Source organism: Novosphingobium malaysiense, from assembly GCF_000802225.1.
Classification (GTDB): Bacteria; Pseudomonadota; Alphaproteobacteria; order Sphingomonadales; family Sphingomonadaceae; genus Novosphingobium; species Novosphingobium malaysiense.
On the sequence record NZ_JTDI01000009.1, the window covers coordinates 47,419 to 64,512 of the forward strand.

Annotated in this window: 14 protein-coding genes; 6 read left to right on the forward strand and 8 right to left on the reverse strand. The window is 61.7% G+C overall.

The features are described 5' to 3' along the window. Positions 1-29: 29 nt before the first annotated feature. A complete protein-coding gene (locus tag LK12_RS22320; protein WP_052223713.1) occupies positions 30-1,604 on the reverse strand; it encodes an AMP-binding protein in 1,575 nt (524 codons plus the stop codon). Between the two features lie 460 nt (positions 1,605-2,064). Between LK12_RS22320 and LK12_RS22325 the strand changes: the two genes are divergently transcribed. After that, the gene (locus LK12_RS22325; RefSeq protein WP_039290051.1) at positions 2,065-4,416 is read left to right on the forward strand and encodes a TonB-dependent receptor; all 2,352 of its coding nucleotides are present in this window, start codon (positions 2,065-2,067) and stop codon (positions 4,414-4,416) included. A 117-nt stretch (positions 4,417-4,533) separates the two neighbouring features. On the opposite strand, the gene LK12_RS22330 is transcribed toward LK12_RS22325, so the two are convergent. The 5 genes from LK12_RS22330 to LK12_RS22350 all read right to left on the reverse strand — a co-directional run bounded on the left by LK12_RS22330 (position 4,534) and on the right by LK12_RS22350 (position 9,344). Then, entirely contained in the window at positions 4,534-5,295 is a 762-nt protein-coding gene (locus LK12_RS22330) for a crotonase/enoyl-CoA hydratase family protein (RefSeq protein ID WP_039290054.1), read from the reverse strand. 35 nt (positions 5,296-5,330) lie between these two features. Then, the gene (gene npdG, locus LK12_RS22335; RefSeq protein WP_039290056.1) at positions 5,331-5,978 is read right to left on the reverse strand and encodes an NADPH-dependent F420 reductase; all 648 of its coding nucleotides are present in this window, start codon (positions 5,976-5,978) and stop codon (positions 5,331-5,333) included. 121 nt (positions 5,979-6,099) lie between these two features. Continuing rightward, positions 6,100-7,107, reverse strand: a complete 1,008-nt coding sequence (locus LK12_RS22340) for an LLM class flavin-dependent oxidoreductase (protein WP_039290059.1) — start codon at positions 7,105-7,107, stop codon at positions 6,100-6,102. Between the two features lie 117 nt (positions 7,108-7,224). Beyond that, positions 7,225-8,286 carry a helix-turn-helix domain-containing protein gene (locus LK12_RS22345; RefSeq protein WP_197063627.1) on the reverse strand — a complete coding sequence of 354 codons (1,062 nt, stop codon included), beginning with the start codon at positions 8,284-8,286 and terminating at the stop codon, positions 7,225-7,227. A 200-nt stretch (positions 8,287-8,486) separates the two neighbouring features. Further along, entirely contained in the window at positions 8,487-9,344 is an 858-nt protein-coding gene (locus LK12_RS22350; protein ID WP_039290064.1) for a phytanoyl-CoA dioxygenase family protein, read from the reverse strand. A 272-nt stretch (positions 9,345-9,616) separates the two neighbouring features. On the opposite strand from LK12_RS22350, the gene LK12_RS22355 reads away from it, so the two are divergent. The 5 genes from LK12_RS22355 to LK12_RS22375 all read left to right on the forward strand — a co-directional run bounded on the left by LK12_RS22355 (position 9,617) and on the right by LK12_RS22375 (position 14,574). Continuing rightward, positions 9,617-10,624 carry an LLM class flavin-dependent oxidoreductase gene (locus LK12_RS22355; RefSeq protein WP_052223714.1) on the forward strand — a complete coding sequence of 336 codons (1,008 nt, stop codon included), beginning with the start codon at positions 9,617-9,619 and terminating at the stop codon, positions 10,622-10,624. A gap of 144 nt (positions 10,625-10,768) precedes the next feature. After that, positions 10,769-12,043: a cytochrome P450 gene (locus LK12_RS22360; protein WP_231568452.1), complete on the forward strand. Its 1,275-nt coding sequence runs from the start codon at positions 10,769-10,771 to the stop codon at positions 12,041-12,043. Further along, positions 12,040-12,909, forward strand: coding sequence for an SDR family NAD(P)-dependent oxidoreductase (locus LK12_RS22365; RefSeq protein ID WP_039290072.1), 870 nt, complete (start codon positions 12,040-12,042; stop codon positions 12,907-12,909). The genes LK12_RS22360 and LK12_RS22365 overlap by 4 nt, the downstream gene beginning before the upstream one ends. Before the next feature lie 64 nt (positions 12,910-12,973). After that, positions 12,974-13,876: an SDR family NAD(P)-dependent oxidoreductase gene (locus LK12_RS22370; RefSeq protein ID WP_039290073.1), complete on the forward strand. Its 903-nt coding sequence runs from the start codon at positions 12,974-12,976 to the stop codon at positions 13,874-13,876. Positions 13,877-13,902: 26 nt separating this feature from the next. Beyond that, complete coding sequence (locus tag LK12_RS22375; RefSeq protein WP_039290223.1) at positions 13,903-14,574, forward strand: nuclear transport factor 2 family protein; 672 nt, start codon at positions 13,903-13,905, stop codon at positions 14,572-14,574. 47 nt (positions 14,575-14,621) lie between these two features. Here LK12_RS22375 and LK12_RS22380 read toward each other — a convergent pair whose 3' ends face one another. Together LK12_RS22380 and LK12_RS22385 are read right to left on the reverse strand one after the other, a co-directional pair. After that, a complete protein-coding gene (locus LK12_RS22380; RefSeq protein WP_039290074.1) occupies positions 14,622-15,608 on the reverse strand; it encodes an alpha/beta hydrolase in 987 nt (328 codons plus the stop codon). Positions 15,609-15,661: 53 nt separating this feature from the next. Next, entirely contained in the window at positions 15,662-17,083 is a 1,422-nt protein-coding gene (locus LK12_RS22385) for an aromatic ring-hydroxylating oxygenase subunit alpha (RefSeq protein ID WP_197063628.1), read from the reverse strand. Positions 17,084-17,094 lie beyond the last annotated feature (11 nt).

The window sequence follows — 17,094 nt, forward strand, 5'->3', positions numbered from 1 at the left end:
GGCAGCGCCGTCGCCTCAGCCCCCTTCCCTCAGGCCATGGCCCGCAGGTCGTTCTTGGCGATCTTGCCGGTGTTGTTGACCGGCAGCGCGTCGAGGAAGCGCACGGAGCGCGGGACCTTGTAGTTCGCCATTTCCTTGCAGCACCAGGCAATCACGTCGTCCTCGGTGATCGAGCTGCCCGGCGAGCGGACCACAAAGGCGCGGCCGACCTGCCCCAGACGCTCGTCATCCACACCAATCACCGCCACTTGCGAGATGCCGTCCATCGACAGCATCAGGTTTTCGATCTCGGCCGGATAGCAGTTGAAGCCGCCGACCAGATACATGTCCTTGATCCGGTCCGCGATGTGGAGGTTGCCGTTCTCGTCGAGCCAGCCAGCATCGCCGGTCAGCAGGAAGCCGTCCTGCGTGAAGGCCGCTTTGGTCGCTTCGGGATTGTTGTAGTAGCCCTTCATGACCTGCGGCCCCTTGACCGCGATTTCTCCCCGTTCGCCTGTCGGCACCTCATTGTGTTCGCGATCGAGGATCTTCAGCTGCAGGTTGGACAGCGGGCGTCCCACCGTTCTGACGACTGTCTCGGCATCATCGTCGGGGAAGGTGTTGGTGACCGAACCCGCTGCCTCGGTCAGTCCGTAGCCGGTCATGACCGACGTGCTGGAGCCGACAAGATTGCGCAGGTCTTCCACCTGACTGACGGGAACATTGGCGGCTCCGGTCGAAATGATGCGCAGGCTGGACAGGTCGAACTTGTCGCGGTCCGGATGTTCGATCATGGCCTGTGCAATCGTCGGCACGACAGGAAGGTAGTTGACCTTCTCCTTCTCGATCAGCCGCATGAATTCGGTGGCATCGAACATGCTCACCGGAATGGCGCAAACCCCTTCCAGCAGAGCGATTTGCCAGCCGGCCCGGTACCCGGCATTGTGGGCAAAGGGATAGGACACCGCGAAAACCTCACCCGGTGAAAAATGCGAGACTTCGGCCTGCTGCATACGGCACGCCTCGAGGCTCTGCGCCTGCGTCATCGGCACGCCCTTCGGCTTGCCTGTAGTACCCGAGGTAAAGATGATGTCGGCCAAATCGTCCCCCGATCCACCGGCAATGCGTTCCTCGACCTGATCGCGCGTAACTCTGCGTCCAAGCTCGCGCAGCACGGCCAGGTTGATCACGCGATCGTCCGGACCGGGCGTTCCTTCCTCATTGAGCACGATGATCCGCTCGACGCTGTCCGGCGCGCGTTCGAGCAGTGCCTCGACAAAATCGAACGAGCCGAACGCGCGGTCCGCGAAGACGAAGCGCGCGCCCGAATCCTCGAGGATGCCCGCTGCCTCTCGACCGCGCAGGCGCGTGCCGATGGGGACCAGGGCCCCGCCCGCGGCCTGCAGAGCAAGACTGGCAAGCGCCCAAGGGATGGAGTTCACGCCCCAGATCGCCGCTCGATCACCTCGCTCGATACCCAGAGCCATCAACCCTGACGCCAGTTCCAGCGCGGCCGTTTCCAATTCCGTGAAACTGAACTGGGCTTCGCCCGAGCGCATGGCAGGAAGTTCCGCATGGCGACGCACGGACGCCTGGAATGCCTGGAACAGCGAAGGATTGTTCATCTGATTAAAGTCCCAATTCCCCGTAGCGTTGATGCTGATCGCAATCCGCGCGTTGTCGCCTGCCGAACAACAGACTGTCGGAAAACCTATATTGCGGTCGACTCACCTTTGAAGGAATCCACACATAATAAAAACACAAACATTCAACCGAAACGCCCACTAAACACCCATTCAATATAATTAAAGTTCCATTATTACGCGTGAAAAATAGAACATAATTCAACTCATAAATTGGTATGCACTTCACACAACACAACGCCACTCTCTCATAGCATGGCGCACAAACGTCATTAGGGGAAAACGGAAAGATATCATTTTGGTCCAACGGCCACGTTCGCTGATGTCGCTGCCCCCGGATGAAGCTACCGAATGATGGCCAAAGGGGTCGAAGGTAACAGAGCCCCTCAAAACGATGCGCGATCGCATTGGCTTTGGGCAAGGAAAACCGGGAGAGGATGCGATGAAGAACGCGACACGTCTTATGGTCACTGCGAGCGCTGCGGCAATGATGCTGCATCCGGGGATCGCACGGGCTCAGGCACAGGAGCCGGAAACAAAACACTCGGCAGCGCTGGCCGAAGCCGACATCATCGTGACCGCCCGGCGCCAGAGTGAACGGCTGCAGGACATTCCCGTCGCCGTCACCGCGCTGGACAAGAGCTTTCTGGAAAACCACACGGTTCAGAACCTGACCGAGCTTTCACAGTATGTCGCGGGCATCAAGATCGAGACGACAGTCTCGCCCGACCAGTACATCCTGAGCCTACGCGGACAACGCAGCAGCCTTGTCCTTTCGGGCGTCGATCCGGCCGTCGGCCTCTATGTCAACGAAGTGCCCTACAGCCTGGCCATCGGCGCGAGCCAGCAGTTCTACGATCTGGAATCGATCCAGGTCCTGAAAGGGCCGCAAGGCACGCTGTTCGGGCAGAGCACGACTGGCGGCGCCGTCCTGTTCACCACCGCGCGCCCAACCGACGTGCTCGAAGGTTCGCTGAAAGGCGGCGTCAAGTTCTTCAACGGCAATTCCGGCTATTACGGCACTGCCGTGCTGAACCTGCCCGTCAGCGAAAAGCTGAGCGTGCGCATCGCGGCCAGCGGCATCGACCGCGAAGGCTACATCAAGAACAAGGGCCCCTTCCCCCCGATCCCGGGCACGCCGATCCCCGAAGCCAGGCTCAACAGCCGCGGCACAGGGGACTTCTCCGACGACCGCGAAATCAACGGACGGCTGAGCATTCTGTTCAAACCCACAGACACAGTCGAGTCCCTGACGGTAGGCACCTACGGGAAGATGTGGACCAACGGCACAGGCAAGCACTGGACTGCAAACAACCCGAACGGTTTCGTACAACTCGTCTACGGCTTCTACGGCCTCGATGCCCAGCAGATCTTCTCCGACTATCAGTCCATGCTGAAGCAAAATTTCTGGTCGGCGGTAAATCCGATCGACCAGTACGTGAACACCAAAACCTGGGGTATTCTGAACAACACAAGCATTGAGCTGAGCGATACACTGACACTGCGCAACATCATCAACTACCGGCACTTTCACCGCGACCAGCGCATTGAGGTGATGGGTGCACCATTCAGCATCATAACGCCAAACAACCCGGTTGATGGCCACGAATGGTCGGAAGAGCTGCAGTTGCAGGGCCATGCACTCGACGGCAAGCTGGACTTCACCTCCGGTCTGTTTTTCTTCGAACAAAAGACCGACGTGCGGACGGGCGGTGTTGTTCTGAGCATGCAGCCTACTGATGTCTATTCCAACAACGTTGCAAGAAGTTACGCAGTCTATGCCCAGGGGACCTACAGCTTTACGGATCAACTCTCGCTGACACTCGGCGGCCGCTACACCTGGGATGACCGCACGGTCCATATTGACGGCCTGTCGAGGGTCGTCACGCCTACGCGATGCAGCCTTCTCGTCACGGGAGGTGGCGCTGCGCTTCCCATCGACGCCTGTGTCATTGCGAATTCGGTCAGCTACAGCACGCCGACCTGGACGGTGAGCCTGAACTACAAGCTTGATCCTGAGACATTGCTTTACCTCGCCCATCGCCGTGGGTACCGCTCGGGCGGCCTTTCGCTCTACGGCACGTCGCTGACGACCGCTCTGCCTTTCAAGCCGGAGAAGGTCACCGACATCGAGTTCGGCACGAAACGAACGTGGTTCCTGGGCGGCGAGGCTTCCCTGATCACCAACCTCGCCGCCTATTATTCCGACTACAAGGACGCCATTCGCAACATCAGTCCCCCGGGAGGTAATCCAGCAGACATCCTGCTGACCAATGCCTCGAGCGCGAAGATCTACGGCGGCGAACTCGAAATGACGCTCATCCCCGTCAAGGGCCTAACGATCGCGGGATCCGCCGCCTATGTGCACGCCAAGTTCGGCGACTTCCCGACGGCCAATGGCGATGCCACCGGCAATCCCCTCGCGAACGTCCCGCGCTGGGCTCTTACCGGCAGCATCCGTTACGCCCCGATGGACAATGAAAATGGCAAGATCTCGCTGGGCGTCGAAGGCTATTATCAGAGCATGTTCTGGTTCGACGACGAGAACCAGACCCCCGGCGTGGATGGTCCGATCGATTCCATCCGGCAGCCCGGCTATGGCTTGCTGTCCTTGCGTGTCGACTGGGAAAACGTGATGGGCAGCAACATCAAGGCCTCCGCTTTTGTAACCAATCTCACCAAGACCGAATATTATCTGGGCGGTTCAACGCTGCTCTACACCGGCCTTGGCGCCAATGCCGCAGTTCCAGGCGATCCGCGCGTGTTCGGTATCGAGCTCGGCATCGATTTCTAAAAGAAATGTGCGGCGGTCAAAATGACCGCCGCACAAACCGTCCTCCAATCTGGAAACAATGAAAAGCCGCGGGAGCTGAAACTTGCCTTTGAGCTGCCAGCCGCGTGACCGGAACGTTCAACGTCCCTGCCAGCGCGGCGCACGCTTCTCGACAAAGGCCGCCGCGCCTTCCCGGGCATCGGCACTGTCAACGATATGGCCCGCTATTCGCATCTGCGCCTCGTATGCCTCGTCCACGTCCCAGTCCGCCTGCCGGGCGATGATCGATTTGCTCGCCATTACCGCGAGAGGGCCGTTAGCCGCGATCTGGCGCGCGAGAACGAACGCCTCCTGCAAGGCCTCGCCCGGTTCCGTCAGGCGATTGACGAGCCCGAAACGCTCGGCCCGCTCGGCATCGATCGGCTCGCCGGTCAAGGCCATTTCCATGGCGATGTGGTGCGCGATCAGGCGCGGCATCTTCCAGAGCCCCCCGCCCGTAGCAACCAGCCCCCGCTTCACTTCGGGAATACCGAAGCGGGCATTTCGGGCCGCCACAACCAGATCGGCGGCGAGACAGGCTTCCAGCCCTCCGGCGACGGCCCATCCCTCGACAGCCGCAATCAGCGGCTTCTCGGGCGGCGTCTGCGTTATGCCGAGCAATCCCCGGCCCGGAGTGCGGGCCTTGTCCCCCTGCCCGAAGGCCTTGAGATCCATCCCGGTACAGAAATTCCCGCCCGCGCCCGTAATGATGCCGACCCGCAATTCGGTATTGGCATCGAGTTCATCGAACGCGGCCGTGGCAAGCAGGCTCGTCTCGCCATCAGCCGCGTTCCTGATCTCCGGCCGGTTCAGGATGACCAGCAAAATGGGCCCATGACGCTCGACAATGACTTTCGGCACGACTGCGGCCTTTCTTGATGTACTGTGACCGCGCGCTAGGCCGGTTTCGCTTCGCCCGTGATCTGCAACCCGGCCCCGTTGATCCCGTAGGACTTGTTCAGGAAGATGAGCACCGAGGTCAGCGCCTCGGCAGCGGCCGAGCTCGCCAGCGGGCCCGCCTGGAAGGCACGCAGGCCCATCGCCTCGGAAAGTTCCACGACCTGTGCACGCGCCTGCTTGTCATCGCCAAAGACCAGCACGTCGCACAGGATTCGCGCATCGCCCATCAGCTTGGCCGCAGCGACGTTATGAAATGCCCCGACGACCGCCACGTCGGGACCAAGGATCGTCTGCGCGCGCACGGCGGCAGATCCTTCTTCCGGTAATTGCACGCGGGCCACCCTGGGCGGAACGAGAGGAACCGTTGCATCGACCACGACCTTGCCCGACGCTGCGGGCGCGATCTCTTTCAACGTCGCCTCCTGCGCCGCGAAGGGTACGGTCACGATGATCAGGTCTGCGCCGGCAGCAGCATCGGCATTCGCCGCAGCGCGTATGTCATGGCCAAGCTCATCGGCGGCTCGCTGCGCAGATTGCGCGCTGCGGGAACCGACGATCACCGCGCGCCCGGCCTTGGCCAGCCGGCGCGCGATGCCCCGGCCCAGCGCGCCAGTGCCTCCTATGACCGCGATAGTATCAGGCATCGATTGCCTCCCCCCGGAATTGAATTCATCCGCATTTGCGGATTGCCATGGAACGCCGAGAACTGAAGGGCAGTCTGCTGGCGCGGCTTGGTGGTGCACGTCGGCATGACCGCGACAGCAATCAGTGCATCACGTTCGGATCGGACACGATGTCGAGATGCGGCGCCACCTTCTTCTCGAACAGCTTGAGGCTGGACCATGCCATTTCTGGTGGCATGCCGCCCGCCAGAGCCTGGAATTTCAATTCCCCCTTGTCGCCCAGCGACTGCGCGTATTCGAGGCACTCCTCCGGCGTGAACACCCGGAACATGGGGTTCGATTTCAGATCCTCGATAGTCTTCGCCTGCGGAAAGCGGACGTTCACCCGCAAGCCGCGCTCTGCCGCCCAGCGGCTGTATACGTTCACAGTATGGGTCCAATAGGGAAAGACCTGTTCCCAGGCCTTCTCGGGCTCCTCGCTGATGAACATGAAATCGATGCCCTGCTTGGGCAGAGGATCAGGGACGGACTTGCCCAGCCGCTGGCGTTCCTCCCGGAACATGTCGTAGTGAGCGGCCTCGGCGGGCGAGAGGCCATCGGCGATTTCGGCGGCCTTGAGGATCATCTTGCGCCAGGATGCTCCCATGAGCAGGCGGGGCTTCGGATCGGGCACGGGAGATACGATGGGAATATTTCGCCCACGGTACTCGAACGGCTCGCCCGACCATGCCTTGCGAAGGACATCGACCGTCTCGACCACCCAGTTCGCCCGGTCTTCCAGGCGGATGCCGTACATGTCGAACTCCGCCTTGCGCATCCCGGCCGAGATCACCGGGAGAGCACGTCCGCCGGTATGCAAATTCAGCACCGCGAGATCCTCGGCCAGTTTCAACGGATTGTAGAACGGCGAAAGGATGATCATGCGAAGGTTCAAGTGCTTGGTGCGGCCGCCGATCGCGCTCGCCGTGATCACGGGAGACGGGCTGTAATTGTCCTCGGTGCAATGGTGCTGACCGACGGTGACGCCCTGGAAGCCCATGCCGTCCGCCCATTCACAGATATCGAGCGCGGCCTCGTAGGTTTCCCTGACGGGGCGGCCAGTCCATGTCGGTGCCCTCAGATCGAACCATACTTCAAGTGCGGTAGCCATGTTCTCTCCCACGCGTTCTCATGTGTCTGGAAAGACTAGTCGAAGCGGAGCAAAAACGGGCAACGGTGATCTATATCAGATTGGGCTGAAAGCGAATTTCCGGTCTTGCGCCCATCTTCAGTGCCGCACTGAAGATGGGCGCAAGACCGGAACAAATGCGCTTTCCTGCGCCATCAGGCGACGGAATTCGCCGGGCATCATGTCCATCCAGCGCCGGAACGCGCGTCGGAAATTGTGCACGTTGGTAAAGCCCAGCCGATGCGCGATTTCCTTGGGCGCGATGTCTGTGAAGGTGAGGTACTCGGCCACGTGTTCGCGCCGGACCAGATCGACCAGCGCGCGGTAGTTCAGCGTTTCCTCGCTGAGCCAGCGCTTCACCGTGCTCGTGCTGCGTCCAAAGGTATCGGCAACCTGTTGCAGCGAGGGATAGGTTCCCGGCTGGAAGACCAATTGTTCGAGGATAGCGGCGGCGACACGGTCGCCCAAACTCATCCCCATGAGCGCCGCATCCCAATCCTCGTCCGCCAGCGCGGCCCGGCGTGGACTGCGTACGGCCGATGGTCGATCGAGCACGTCCTGACTGAACACGATCATCATGCACGGCCGCCCGAAGATCACGCGGCACCCTAGCAGATCCTCGTATTCGGAACGGTGAGCGGGCTCCTGATACGGCAACTCGATCCGTTTAAATGATATATCGGTGCCGAGAAAGTGCTCGCACTCGTACTTGGTCTTCGCGATGAGCTCCTCGAACAGCACGGTAGCGCCAGGACCCGGTGCCAGCGGCAGGCCGAACTTGATCTGCCATTCCCCTTGCTCGACCCGGTCCTGATAGAAATGCGGCTGCATCGACAGATCGTGAAAATGCTTCACGGCCTTTCGCGTATCCTCCATCGTCTCACAGCCCCGCAGGCGCTGATAATAGGAGCCATATTCGGTCAGATAGGAGGATTTGCCCAGCTTCAGACCGATCCCCGGGGCAGCCATGCCGGCGACGGAGTTCAGTATGACGTGCAGGTTCCAGATTTCCGGCTTGATGCCGCAGACTGGCTCTTCGATCAGCCTGCCCTGGCACTCCGAATGTATGTCCTCCCGGCAAACGCCGACGTTTTCTAGATTCTTGAATAACCTCTCGAGATCGATCTTGTATGGGCCATAGCCCCCAATCGATTTCGACACGGAAGCCACTGCCGGATCCATATCATTTCTCTCCAACGGTCCGGTGTTCTATCGACACCTGAACATGCCTGAATTACCAGAAACTGTCCTTGCGGTCCCTTCTGGTCTTCAACAACGCGATTCCATCGCTCATCTGATTGGCCGAAATCCGCCCGGCGAGCGCAAAACCATCGCCCCCCCCATTCACGCCGCGACTGCCCTCATCCGCCGAGAGCATCTGGCTCCCTTTCCTCTCGCCCCCACATCCATTCGGCGGGGCTCTTATGGTTCACGTTGCCGTAGTTGAGCCGATAGGACTCCAGCCCTATGAGCTTGCGCAACCGGGGCGGGAACGACTTCAGCTTCTCGGGCGGCAGCGCGTAGTGGAAAGCATCAAGCTGGCGCATCCACCCCAGAATGTAGGGCATGATGATGCGTGGCTGCGGCGCGCCGGTGCGGTTCTCGCCCTGCCCGTGCAGCAGCTTGAAATCATAGACCAGCACGGACCCCTTGCTCATTTCGGCCACGATCGGCTGCCACTCCGTCATGTAGCCCTTGGGCTGTGATGCCGGAACCTGGCCGTAGCTGGCATCGGGCGTGTCGTAGGCAACATCCTCCTCGCTCCAGAGGTGGGAGCCAGGCACGAAGCGGGTAGCGCCGTTTTCCCCGGTAAAATCATTGAGCGCGATGATCGTGTTGACCATCACCGGGAAATCAAAGCGCCGGTCATCGATCCACCATGTGTCCGCATGCAGCGGCTGCGCCTTCTCGCCCGGCCCGGGCATGGAAGCGCTCATGCTGGAAAGCAGGCATTCGGGATCGAGGTATTGCTCGATGATCGGCAGGAAGGCATCGCAAACCGGGATCTGCTGAAACAGCTCATCGTACTGTAGCAAGTTCATGATGCGGATGGTGTTGCGGCCGGAGAAGTCCATGTCCATCGGCTTGATGTCATGGTCTTTCGCTATGCGTGCCATCGCCGCGGTCACGGCATCGCAGAATTCTTCGGAAAACGCATTTTCAATGATGACACAGCCATCCTTGCGCATGGCGGCGACTTGCTGATCGAGCGTACTCAAAGATCGTCCTCTCTTGCCCGCGGCCCGGGCTTGAACGCCGGACTCTTCGCAACAGAGTGTAATCCTGTGCGAGCACGTCCGCGCGGCCAATTTGGTATCATTTTGGATTACCAGTGAGGTCTGCCCGCCGCGTCCGGGACGGAGGCCAATTGGATATAAGGCCGCGGTTCCAGCCACCCTGTCCGCGTGGTCTACCTCGAACAGGCACCCCCATGCAGTTCTGCCGAAAGCAACACGCCTGCTGGAAGACAAGACGCCAAACGGAGACGGACATGCCGACGGCAATGGAATTGACCTTTGACCTGCGGGTCCCCCGCTGGGCCCCCTCGACGACAACGGAAATCTACCAGGCTGCCGTCGACATGTGCGAATGGGCCGACGCTGCCGGATTTCAGGCGATGACCATCGGTGAACATCATACGACCGAAGACCAGTACATCACCTCACCGCTGATGTTCGCCACCGCCGTGGGCGCGCGCACCAGCAAGCTGCAGTTGCGCATGATCATCCTCGCGCCGTTCTACAACCCGCTACGCCTGGCCGAGGACCTGGCCGTGCTGAACCTGCTCACGGACGGGCGCGCCGTCCCGGTGATCAGCGCCGGCATGCGCGATGCCGAATTCGACATGTACGGTCTGCGCCGGGAGGATCGGCCCGCAGTTGTCGAGGAAACCGTCGAGGTCCTGCGCAAGGCATGGTCCGGCAAGCCGTTCCGCTATCGCGGCCGCGACATCGAAATCGTATCGCCCGTGCCCGACAAGACGCCGCGCCTCCTGATGGGAGCCTCCTGGCCGAAAATGATCCGCAAGGCCGCCGCCATCGCTGACGGCCTCTCGCCCGCCGAAGCCGGCCTGTACGAGCTGTTTCGCGCGGAGCGCAGGAAACTCGGCAAGCCCGATCCCGGCGAATTCCCCAACCAGAGCGCCAGCTTCATCCATATCACCGAAGACCCCGAGGGCGACTGGGAGAAACTGTTTCCCTATTGGGCGCACGGCCCGCGCATCTACCAGAAATGGGCGGAAGAAATCGGCAAGCCCGTCAACGAGAAGTTCCCGGCGGTGGAAAGCGTGGAGCAGATGCGCAAGGTGCCCGTCTTCCGCGTCTTCACTCCGGACGAGTCCCTCGAATACGCACAGTCGCTGGGGCCGAACGGAGAGCTGCGCTTCCGTCCGCTGGCCGGCGGCATGCCGCCCGAGCTGGGCTGGGCCAGCCTCAAGCTTTTCGAGAAAAAGGTCCTGCCACACCTCGATGTGCGCTTCACGCCGAACATCCATTACTGATCTGTCCGGACCCGGTGCGCCCTCCCTGCGCCGGGTCCGGGCAGAGCCAAAGGGATATATGCGGGCTGTATCGGGGCCAACCACCCCCCTTCTATGGTTGCCCGCAGCGAAAAAATGATCCTGCCGGGAGCGGAGCAAAGAACCATGCAGCAATCCACCAGTGAATTAACGACAGGCAAGTTGGCGTTCGATCCCGCCATCGCCGCTAAGGCCGACACAATCCTGGCCCGGATCCTCGATCCCGAAACCGATGGGCAGCGCTACCCGCTCTATGCCGAGCTGCGCGAACTTGCGCCCGTTTATCGCTCAAGCCTGCCCTTGCTGGACGGATGCTACATCATCTCGGGCTTCGACAACTGCCAGACCGCCATGCTGGCGAAGGAGGCGGTGCAGAACTCGGTTTCGCTAGAATCGATGAACATCCGCTACGAAGGCGTGCACGACGACATGGTGCGTCGCTGGATGAACTTCCGCGACGAACTGGCCGATCACGACCGGCTGCGCAAGCTGTTCTTCCCCTATTTCACGCCCAAGGCCTTGGCCGAAGTGCGCAGCGAGGTCGGCTTGCTGATCAGCAGCCTGCTGGACAGCCTCGATACGGGTGAACCGGTCGACGTCTTTTCGAAGTTCTGCTTCCCGCTGCCGTCCATGGTGATCGCCCGGATGCTCGGCATCCCGATGGACGACATGGATCACTTCCACGCTGTGATGGACGAGATGGTCGGCGCGATGGCGCGCGTACAGGACCTTGACGCTGCCGCACTGGCTTCGCGCGACGAGAAGGCAAGCACGTTCCTGAACTTCTTCCGGGGCTATCTGGAACGCCGCCGCGCGGAACCAGCGAACGATCTCATCAGCAAGAGCGGGCTTGCCGCACCCGCCGCAGGTGTCAGCGATGAGGACCTGCTTGCACAGTATGTTTTCGTGCTGATCGCTGGTCACTCGACGACGGCGGATTCGATCGGCAACGCGCTGATAGCGCTCGATCGCAATCCGGAGCAGAAACAGTTGCTGCTCGAAGGAAAGGTGCCGATGAAGCAGGCCGTGGCCGAGCTGATGCGCTGGGATTCCTCGATCGGCACGGTCAACCGCTATTTCATCGAGGACAAGACGCTCTCCGGCGTGACCATCCCGGCCGGCTCGCGTTCGATGATGCTGTTCCAATCGGCCCACCGGGACCCGGCGAAGTTCGAGAACCCGGACGAGCTTGACCTTACGCGCAACAACGCAGGCGATTCCTTCCCGTTCGGGGGCGGACGCTACTTCTGTCTCGGCCAAGCGCTGGCGAAGATCGAGGTGGAGGATGCCCTAACCGCCTTTCTGGCCCGCTATCCGAACTACCGCGTGGCCGATCTGGAGTGGCAAGGCATGCTGGTCAGCCATGGCCCGAAGCGCCTCATGGTCGAGCTCGGCGCATGACCCAGGCACAACGTTTCGAAGGTCAGGCGGTTGCCATCATCGGCTGCGCCACGGGACTTGGCTATGGCATGGCCAAGCAATTCGCACAGGAAGGCGCGCGGCTGGCACTGGCCGATCTCAATGCAGAGCGCCTGGCGGAGGTAGTGGCAGAAGTGAAAGCGCTCGGCGCGCAGGCGGTCTCGATGCGTGTCGATATCGCCGATGAGGCCGAAGTGAAACGCTTCGCCGCCTTCGCCATGGAAAAGCTGGGCCCGATCGACATCCTGTGCAGCAATGCCGGCGTCGCCGACATGCCCGCACTGGCCTGGGAAAAGACACCGAACGACTGGAAGTGGGTCTTCGGGGTGAACCTGTTCGGGCTGGTCAACGCCGTGAACGCCTTCATTCCCGGCATGATCGAGCGGAAATCGGGTCATGTGGTGGCGACCGTTTCCAATTCCGCACTGATCGCGCCAATGAACATGGCCCCCTACACCGCCAGCAAGAAGGCGGCGCTGGGCTATTGCGAAACCCTGAGGCACGACCTCTCTATGATCGGCTCTCCGGTAAGGGTGTCGGCGATCTGTCCGGGCAAGATGATCTCGGCGATGCCAGACAACATGCGGCTCCGCCCCGGCGACTTGTCCGGCCGCGCACCAAGCGACGAGGAGGTGCGCCAGATGAAGGCGTTCCTTACCGATGGTGGGCTGACGCCAGAGGAAGCCGCGCGCGCCGTCCTAGACGGCATAGCCAAGCAACACTTCTTCATTCTCACGCACCCGGAAGACGCAGATGCGACCGTCGCCTGGGCGCAAACGATCGCCTCGGGCGGGCTGGCCAATCTCGATTCAGACAAGACACGCTTTCGCGGGATCGCAGGCGAGTGAGAACCAGGCCGCGCGTCAGGCACGGCCACGACACCAGAACAAAGAACTGACAGGAGCACACCAGATGGGTCCGAACTACGAAGACCAGGTCGTCATCGTGACCGGCGCGGGCAAGGGCCTCGGCCGCGCCTATTCCCTGTGGTTCGCCGAGCGCGGCGCGAAGGTCGTCGTCAACAACCGCAGTCATCCCGGCAAGCCCTCGTCGGCCGAGGCGGTCGTCGAGGAAATCCGCGCCAGAGGCGGGACCGCCGTTGCCGACCACAGCGCGGTGGACCGCGAGGATGCCGGTGAATGCCTGGTCGAGACTGCCCTGGCCGCCTTTGGGCGGGTCGATGCGCTGGTGAACAACGCGGGCATCGTCGATGACATTCCCTTCCTCGACATGCCACTCGCCAAGATGCGCGAAGTCATGGAGATCAATTTCTGGGGAAGCCTGTTTCCGACGCGAGGCGTGCTGCCGGTGATGCTCAAGCAGGGCTACGGCCGCATCGTGATGAGCACGTCGCAAGCGGGGCTCTACGGGCAAAAGGAAGCAACGCTGTACGGCGCTTCGAAAGCCGCCCTCATCGGCCTCGCGCGCGCGCTCGCCCGGGAAATTGAAGGGACCTGCGACCTGTGCGTCAACATCGTGGCCCCGGCGGCCTACACGCCGATGTCAGAGAAGGCCTTCGGTCCCGAATGGAAGGAATATGTCTCACCGTTCAAGGTCGCACCCGTGGTCGGCTGGCTCGCCGGCAAGGACTGCCGCAAGAGCGGAATGATCTTCAATGCCGGTGCCGGACGCGTGCGCCGCGCCCGCATCATCGAAGGACCGGCGGTCGAGATCGTCAACGACGACATGGGCGGATGCTTCCCCCAGGTCGATACCTTCACCGACCTCGTCGAAGCCGAGAGCTCCTTCCACACCGGGATGGTCCTGATGCCGGAATTGTTCGCAGCGATTCCCGACCTGACCGACATGGCCTGATTACCAGAGTTGATAGAGACAAAATGATGACAGAATATCCCGCGAACGGCGACACCCTGCGGGGTCTCGAGGCCCGCATTGCCCGCATGGAAGCGGTTGAGGAAATCCGCCAGCTTCCGGCGAAATACGCCGTCTGCCTCGACCAGCGGGACTACGACGCGCTAGTCAACCTGTTCGTCGATGACATCGGTGTACCGGGCAAAAGGCGGGGCCGTCAGGCCCTGAAGGCGTGGTACTGCGATACCGTGCGAGGCGGGGGGAGCAAGTCGACTGCCCACCTCGTCGGCAACCACATCATCGAGTTTGAGAACGACGATCTGGCGACCGGCCTTGTCTATTCACGCAACCAGCTGGAAACCGGCGAGCGCTGGATGGTCGAGATGATGGTTTACCTCGATCGTTATGCGAGGGTGGACGGCCGCTGGTTCTTCCAGCGGCGCACGCCGTTCTTCCTTTACCAGTGCCCGATGGACGCAATCCCGCTGGACGAATTCAAGATCACCTGGGGTGATGGCCCGCCGGCACAAGAAAATTTCCACGCGGCCTTTCCCAGCTGGCAGGAGTTCTGGTCGGACAGCCCGAACGACGATCTTCCGGTGCCCCCTCCCTCTCCTCTAGGCAGGTTCGTGGAGACGCTGCGGCGCGGCCAGACCATGCCCAGGGTGAAACCGGCCGGAACGATGCGCGCAGACACCTGAGCAACGGCGGCCCCTTCGGCAGCCTGCAGGAAACGCGTTGAGCGCTCCTACACGGCCGCCGCAAGCATCAGGGACCAATCCCCTATCCGCCGCCACAGGATCTGCCGTGTCGAGGCGAAATTGTGCATGTGGGCCATCGACGGAACGATGAAGGTCCCCACATCCGGCGACGCATTATAGGCGCCCGGCTCCGCGTGTGGATCGGGACAAGTGTCCCGTTCTCCGTTCGCGATCAGCACCGGCACCGTGATCCGGGCAGCGTCCTCGCTCATCGCGCCTTCACTGGTCATCGCGATCGCGCAGTCGGGCATCGTGGTGCTGCCGAAATCCGGTGCCGTCACGCGCAGCGGATAGCCACCTTCCAGATCGAGCGCGATGATATCTCGCGGAACATCCTCCCAGTGAAAGGCATAGACATAGTCGATGCCCTCGTGGGTGATCTTGTGCGGGCTCATGCCCATGCCCTCGCGCACGCCCTGGGAGCGTTGCCTGGAGAATTCGAACAACTCGGCGGAGGGCTGGGGCAGGCAGGTATGGATCGCGCTCTTGCCCGCCGGGATGATCGCATCGAACGTCCCCTTGCGGGACTGGGTCAGGATCGTGACGCCCGCGCCGAAGGACTGCCCCATCCCGACCTTGAACAGGCCGGGGACCGGCGGAAAGCCATTGGCCAGCGTCCCGTCTTCCAAAGCCCTGGCTAGCTGACGCACGCAGGCATCGTGCGTATCGGCGAGGGTCTGGAACGAGACCTTCGAAAGATCGGGTATCGTGCTGTCGCCGAATCCGACATGATCGATGGCGAGGTAGATGATCCCGCGCCCGACATGATAGTCCGCCTCGCTGTAGCCCTCATGGCCGGGAATGTTCAGGAAGTAGTAGCGCCGATTGTAGCCGCCGCCGGGCGCCGCGAAAATCGCCAGCGGGCGGGCCGGCATGGCGGCTGGCTCGGGCAGGAACACGCTGACCGCCATTTCGACCTGCTGGCCGAGGCCCGCCGCTCCGCTCACGTCAATGCGCAGCTCGAGATGTTTCATGTCTGTCTCCCGGGACATCGGTGATGTCTGATGGCTCTCCGGCTTCGCGGTCTTCAAAGGCCGAGGTTCCTCACTTCGACGTCGATTGCCCCCGACGTAACCCGCATGGCCTCTGCCAGATCCTCGACCGGAACCCCTGACAGAAAACCGTCGAGCGTGCGGTGGAAATTGCTGATCAAGCCTTCCATCTGGTCGGACAGGCGCATGTATTCGAAACCGGGCGAGTGCAGCCCGCGCTGCTGCCTGGGAAGATTCGAGAAGTCCTGCCGCGGCACGGCGGGCCAGCTGGGGTCATCGAATGCCTTGGGCTCGGGGATCGGCGGGCTCGGTGGCTCCTTGCCCTTGGGATAGCGCTTGAGCGACCACAGCTCGAAAATGCATTCTTCCGGACCTGTCGGCCGGATGCGATAGCTCGCGGCAGCCCCGTGGACCGGCAGCATGAAGAAGTGGGGGAACAGGAAATTGACGTTGGTCGCCAAGTTCCGGCGATCAAGGTCGTTGATATCCCCGCATTCCATGCCGTTGTCGGCATAGTACTTCATGATCGCGTTGTTGAGCGCGACACGATAGGCGACCGCCGCCTCACCCGGATCCCCGGGCAAGTCCATCCCCACCAGCGAACGGGCAACCTCCACTTCCTCGGGGCTCGACATACCTGCCATGCCGTCACTCAGGGCCTGCATGACATCGCAGTACATCTGGACGAACTCGACCGCATCGACCTCACCGGGCAGGTCGTTGCCGACGGTGACCCAGAACGTCTGCGTAACCACGTCGTCGGGCAGCCGGATATGCGACGATGCTCCCGGCTTGTTGGTGATCCCCGGCGGCATGAGCTGCGGATGCGTGGTGGCGACGTGGTAGCCTTCCATGAAGGCTTCCATCGCCAGTTTCCAGTTCACCGGCAATCGTGCGGCGAGCCACCATTCGGCGCGAAGGTGCTCCGCCTTGAAGCCCTCCATGCGCTCGCCGAATTCCCCCAGGGTTTCGCGCAGCGGCAGCGCGTTGTCGTCCATGTTGATGAAGGCGCAGTTTATCCATGTCTCGACCCGCACCGGCACCAGATCGAGTTCGGCGCTGCACATGTTGCCTTGTGAGAACGCCTCGGGCGCAAACACGAAAGTATTGTTGCCGGACATGTCCCACCGCCAGCCGTGGAACGGGCAGATGAAGCCGCCCTTGGCCTTCCCGCGCTGCTGGACAAGTTCGACGCCGCGGTGCCGGCAATGGTTCTGGTAGGCGCGTACCGTGCCATCGGCCATGCGGATGACGATCACCGAGACATCGAGATTGCGGTAGACGGCGTAGTCGCCCTCCTTGGGGATCTCTTCCAGCCGGCATGCCATCTGCCAGGCACGGGGCCACAAGTGCTTCTTTTCGAGCTCGTAGAAATCAGGATCGAAATAGCGCTGCACCGGGATCCGGTCCGGCGTGTGCACCGCGAATGGCACCTCGTTCTTCGGGTCGCTGCCCACCACTTTCAGTC

Coding starts and splice junctions, on each gene's coding strand:
- LK12_RS22320 (WP_052223713.1), bottom strand. CDS start 1,604: ATGAACAATCCTTCGCTGTTCCAGGCATTCCAGGCGTCCGTGCGTCGC.
- LK12_RS22325 (WP_039290051.1), top strand. CDS start 2,065: ATGAAGAACGCGACACGTCTTATGGTCACTGCGAGCGCTGCGGCAATG.
- npdG (WP_039290056.1), bottom strand. CDS start 5,978: ATGCCTGATACTATCGCGGTCATAGGAGGCACTGGCGCGCTGGGCCGG.
- LK12_RS22340 (WP_039290059.1), bottom strand. CDS start 7,107: ATGGCTACCGCACTTGAAGTATGGTTCGATCTGAGGGCACCGACATGG.
- LK12_RS22355 (WP_052223714.1), top strand. CDS start 9,617: ATGCCGACGGCAATGGAATTGACCTTTGACCTGCGGGTCCCCCGCTGG.
- LK12_RS22360 (WP_231568452.1), top strand. CDS start 10,769: ATGCAGCAATCCACCAGTGAATTAACGACAGGCAAGTTGGCGTTCGAT.
- LK12_RS22365 (WP_039290072.1), top strand. CDS start 12,040: ATGACCCAGGCACAACGTTTCGAAGGTCAGGCGGTTGCCATCATCGGC.
- LK12_RS22370 (WP_039290073.1), top strand. CDS start 12,974: ATGGGTCCGAACTACGAAGACCAGGTCGTCATCGTGACCGGCGCGGGC.
- LK12_RS22375 (WP_039290223.1), top strand. CDS start 13,903: ATGACAGAATATCCCGCGAACGGCGACACCCTGCGGGGTCTCGAGGCC.
- LK12_RS22380 (WP_039290074.1), bottom strand. CDS start 15,608: ATGAAACATCTCGAGCTGCGCATTGACGTGAGCGGAGCGGCGGGCCTC.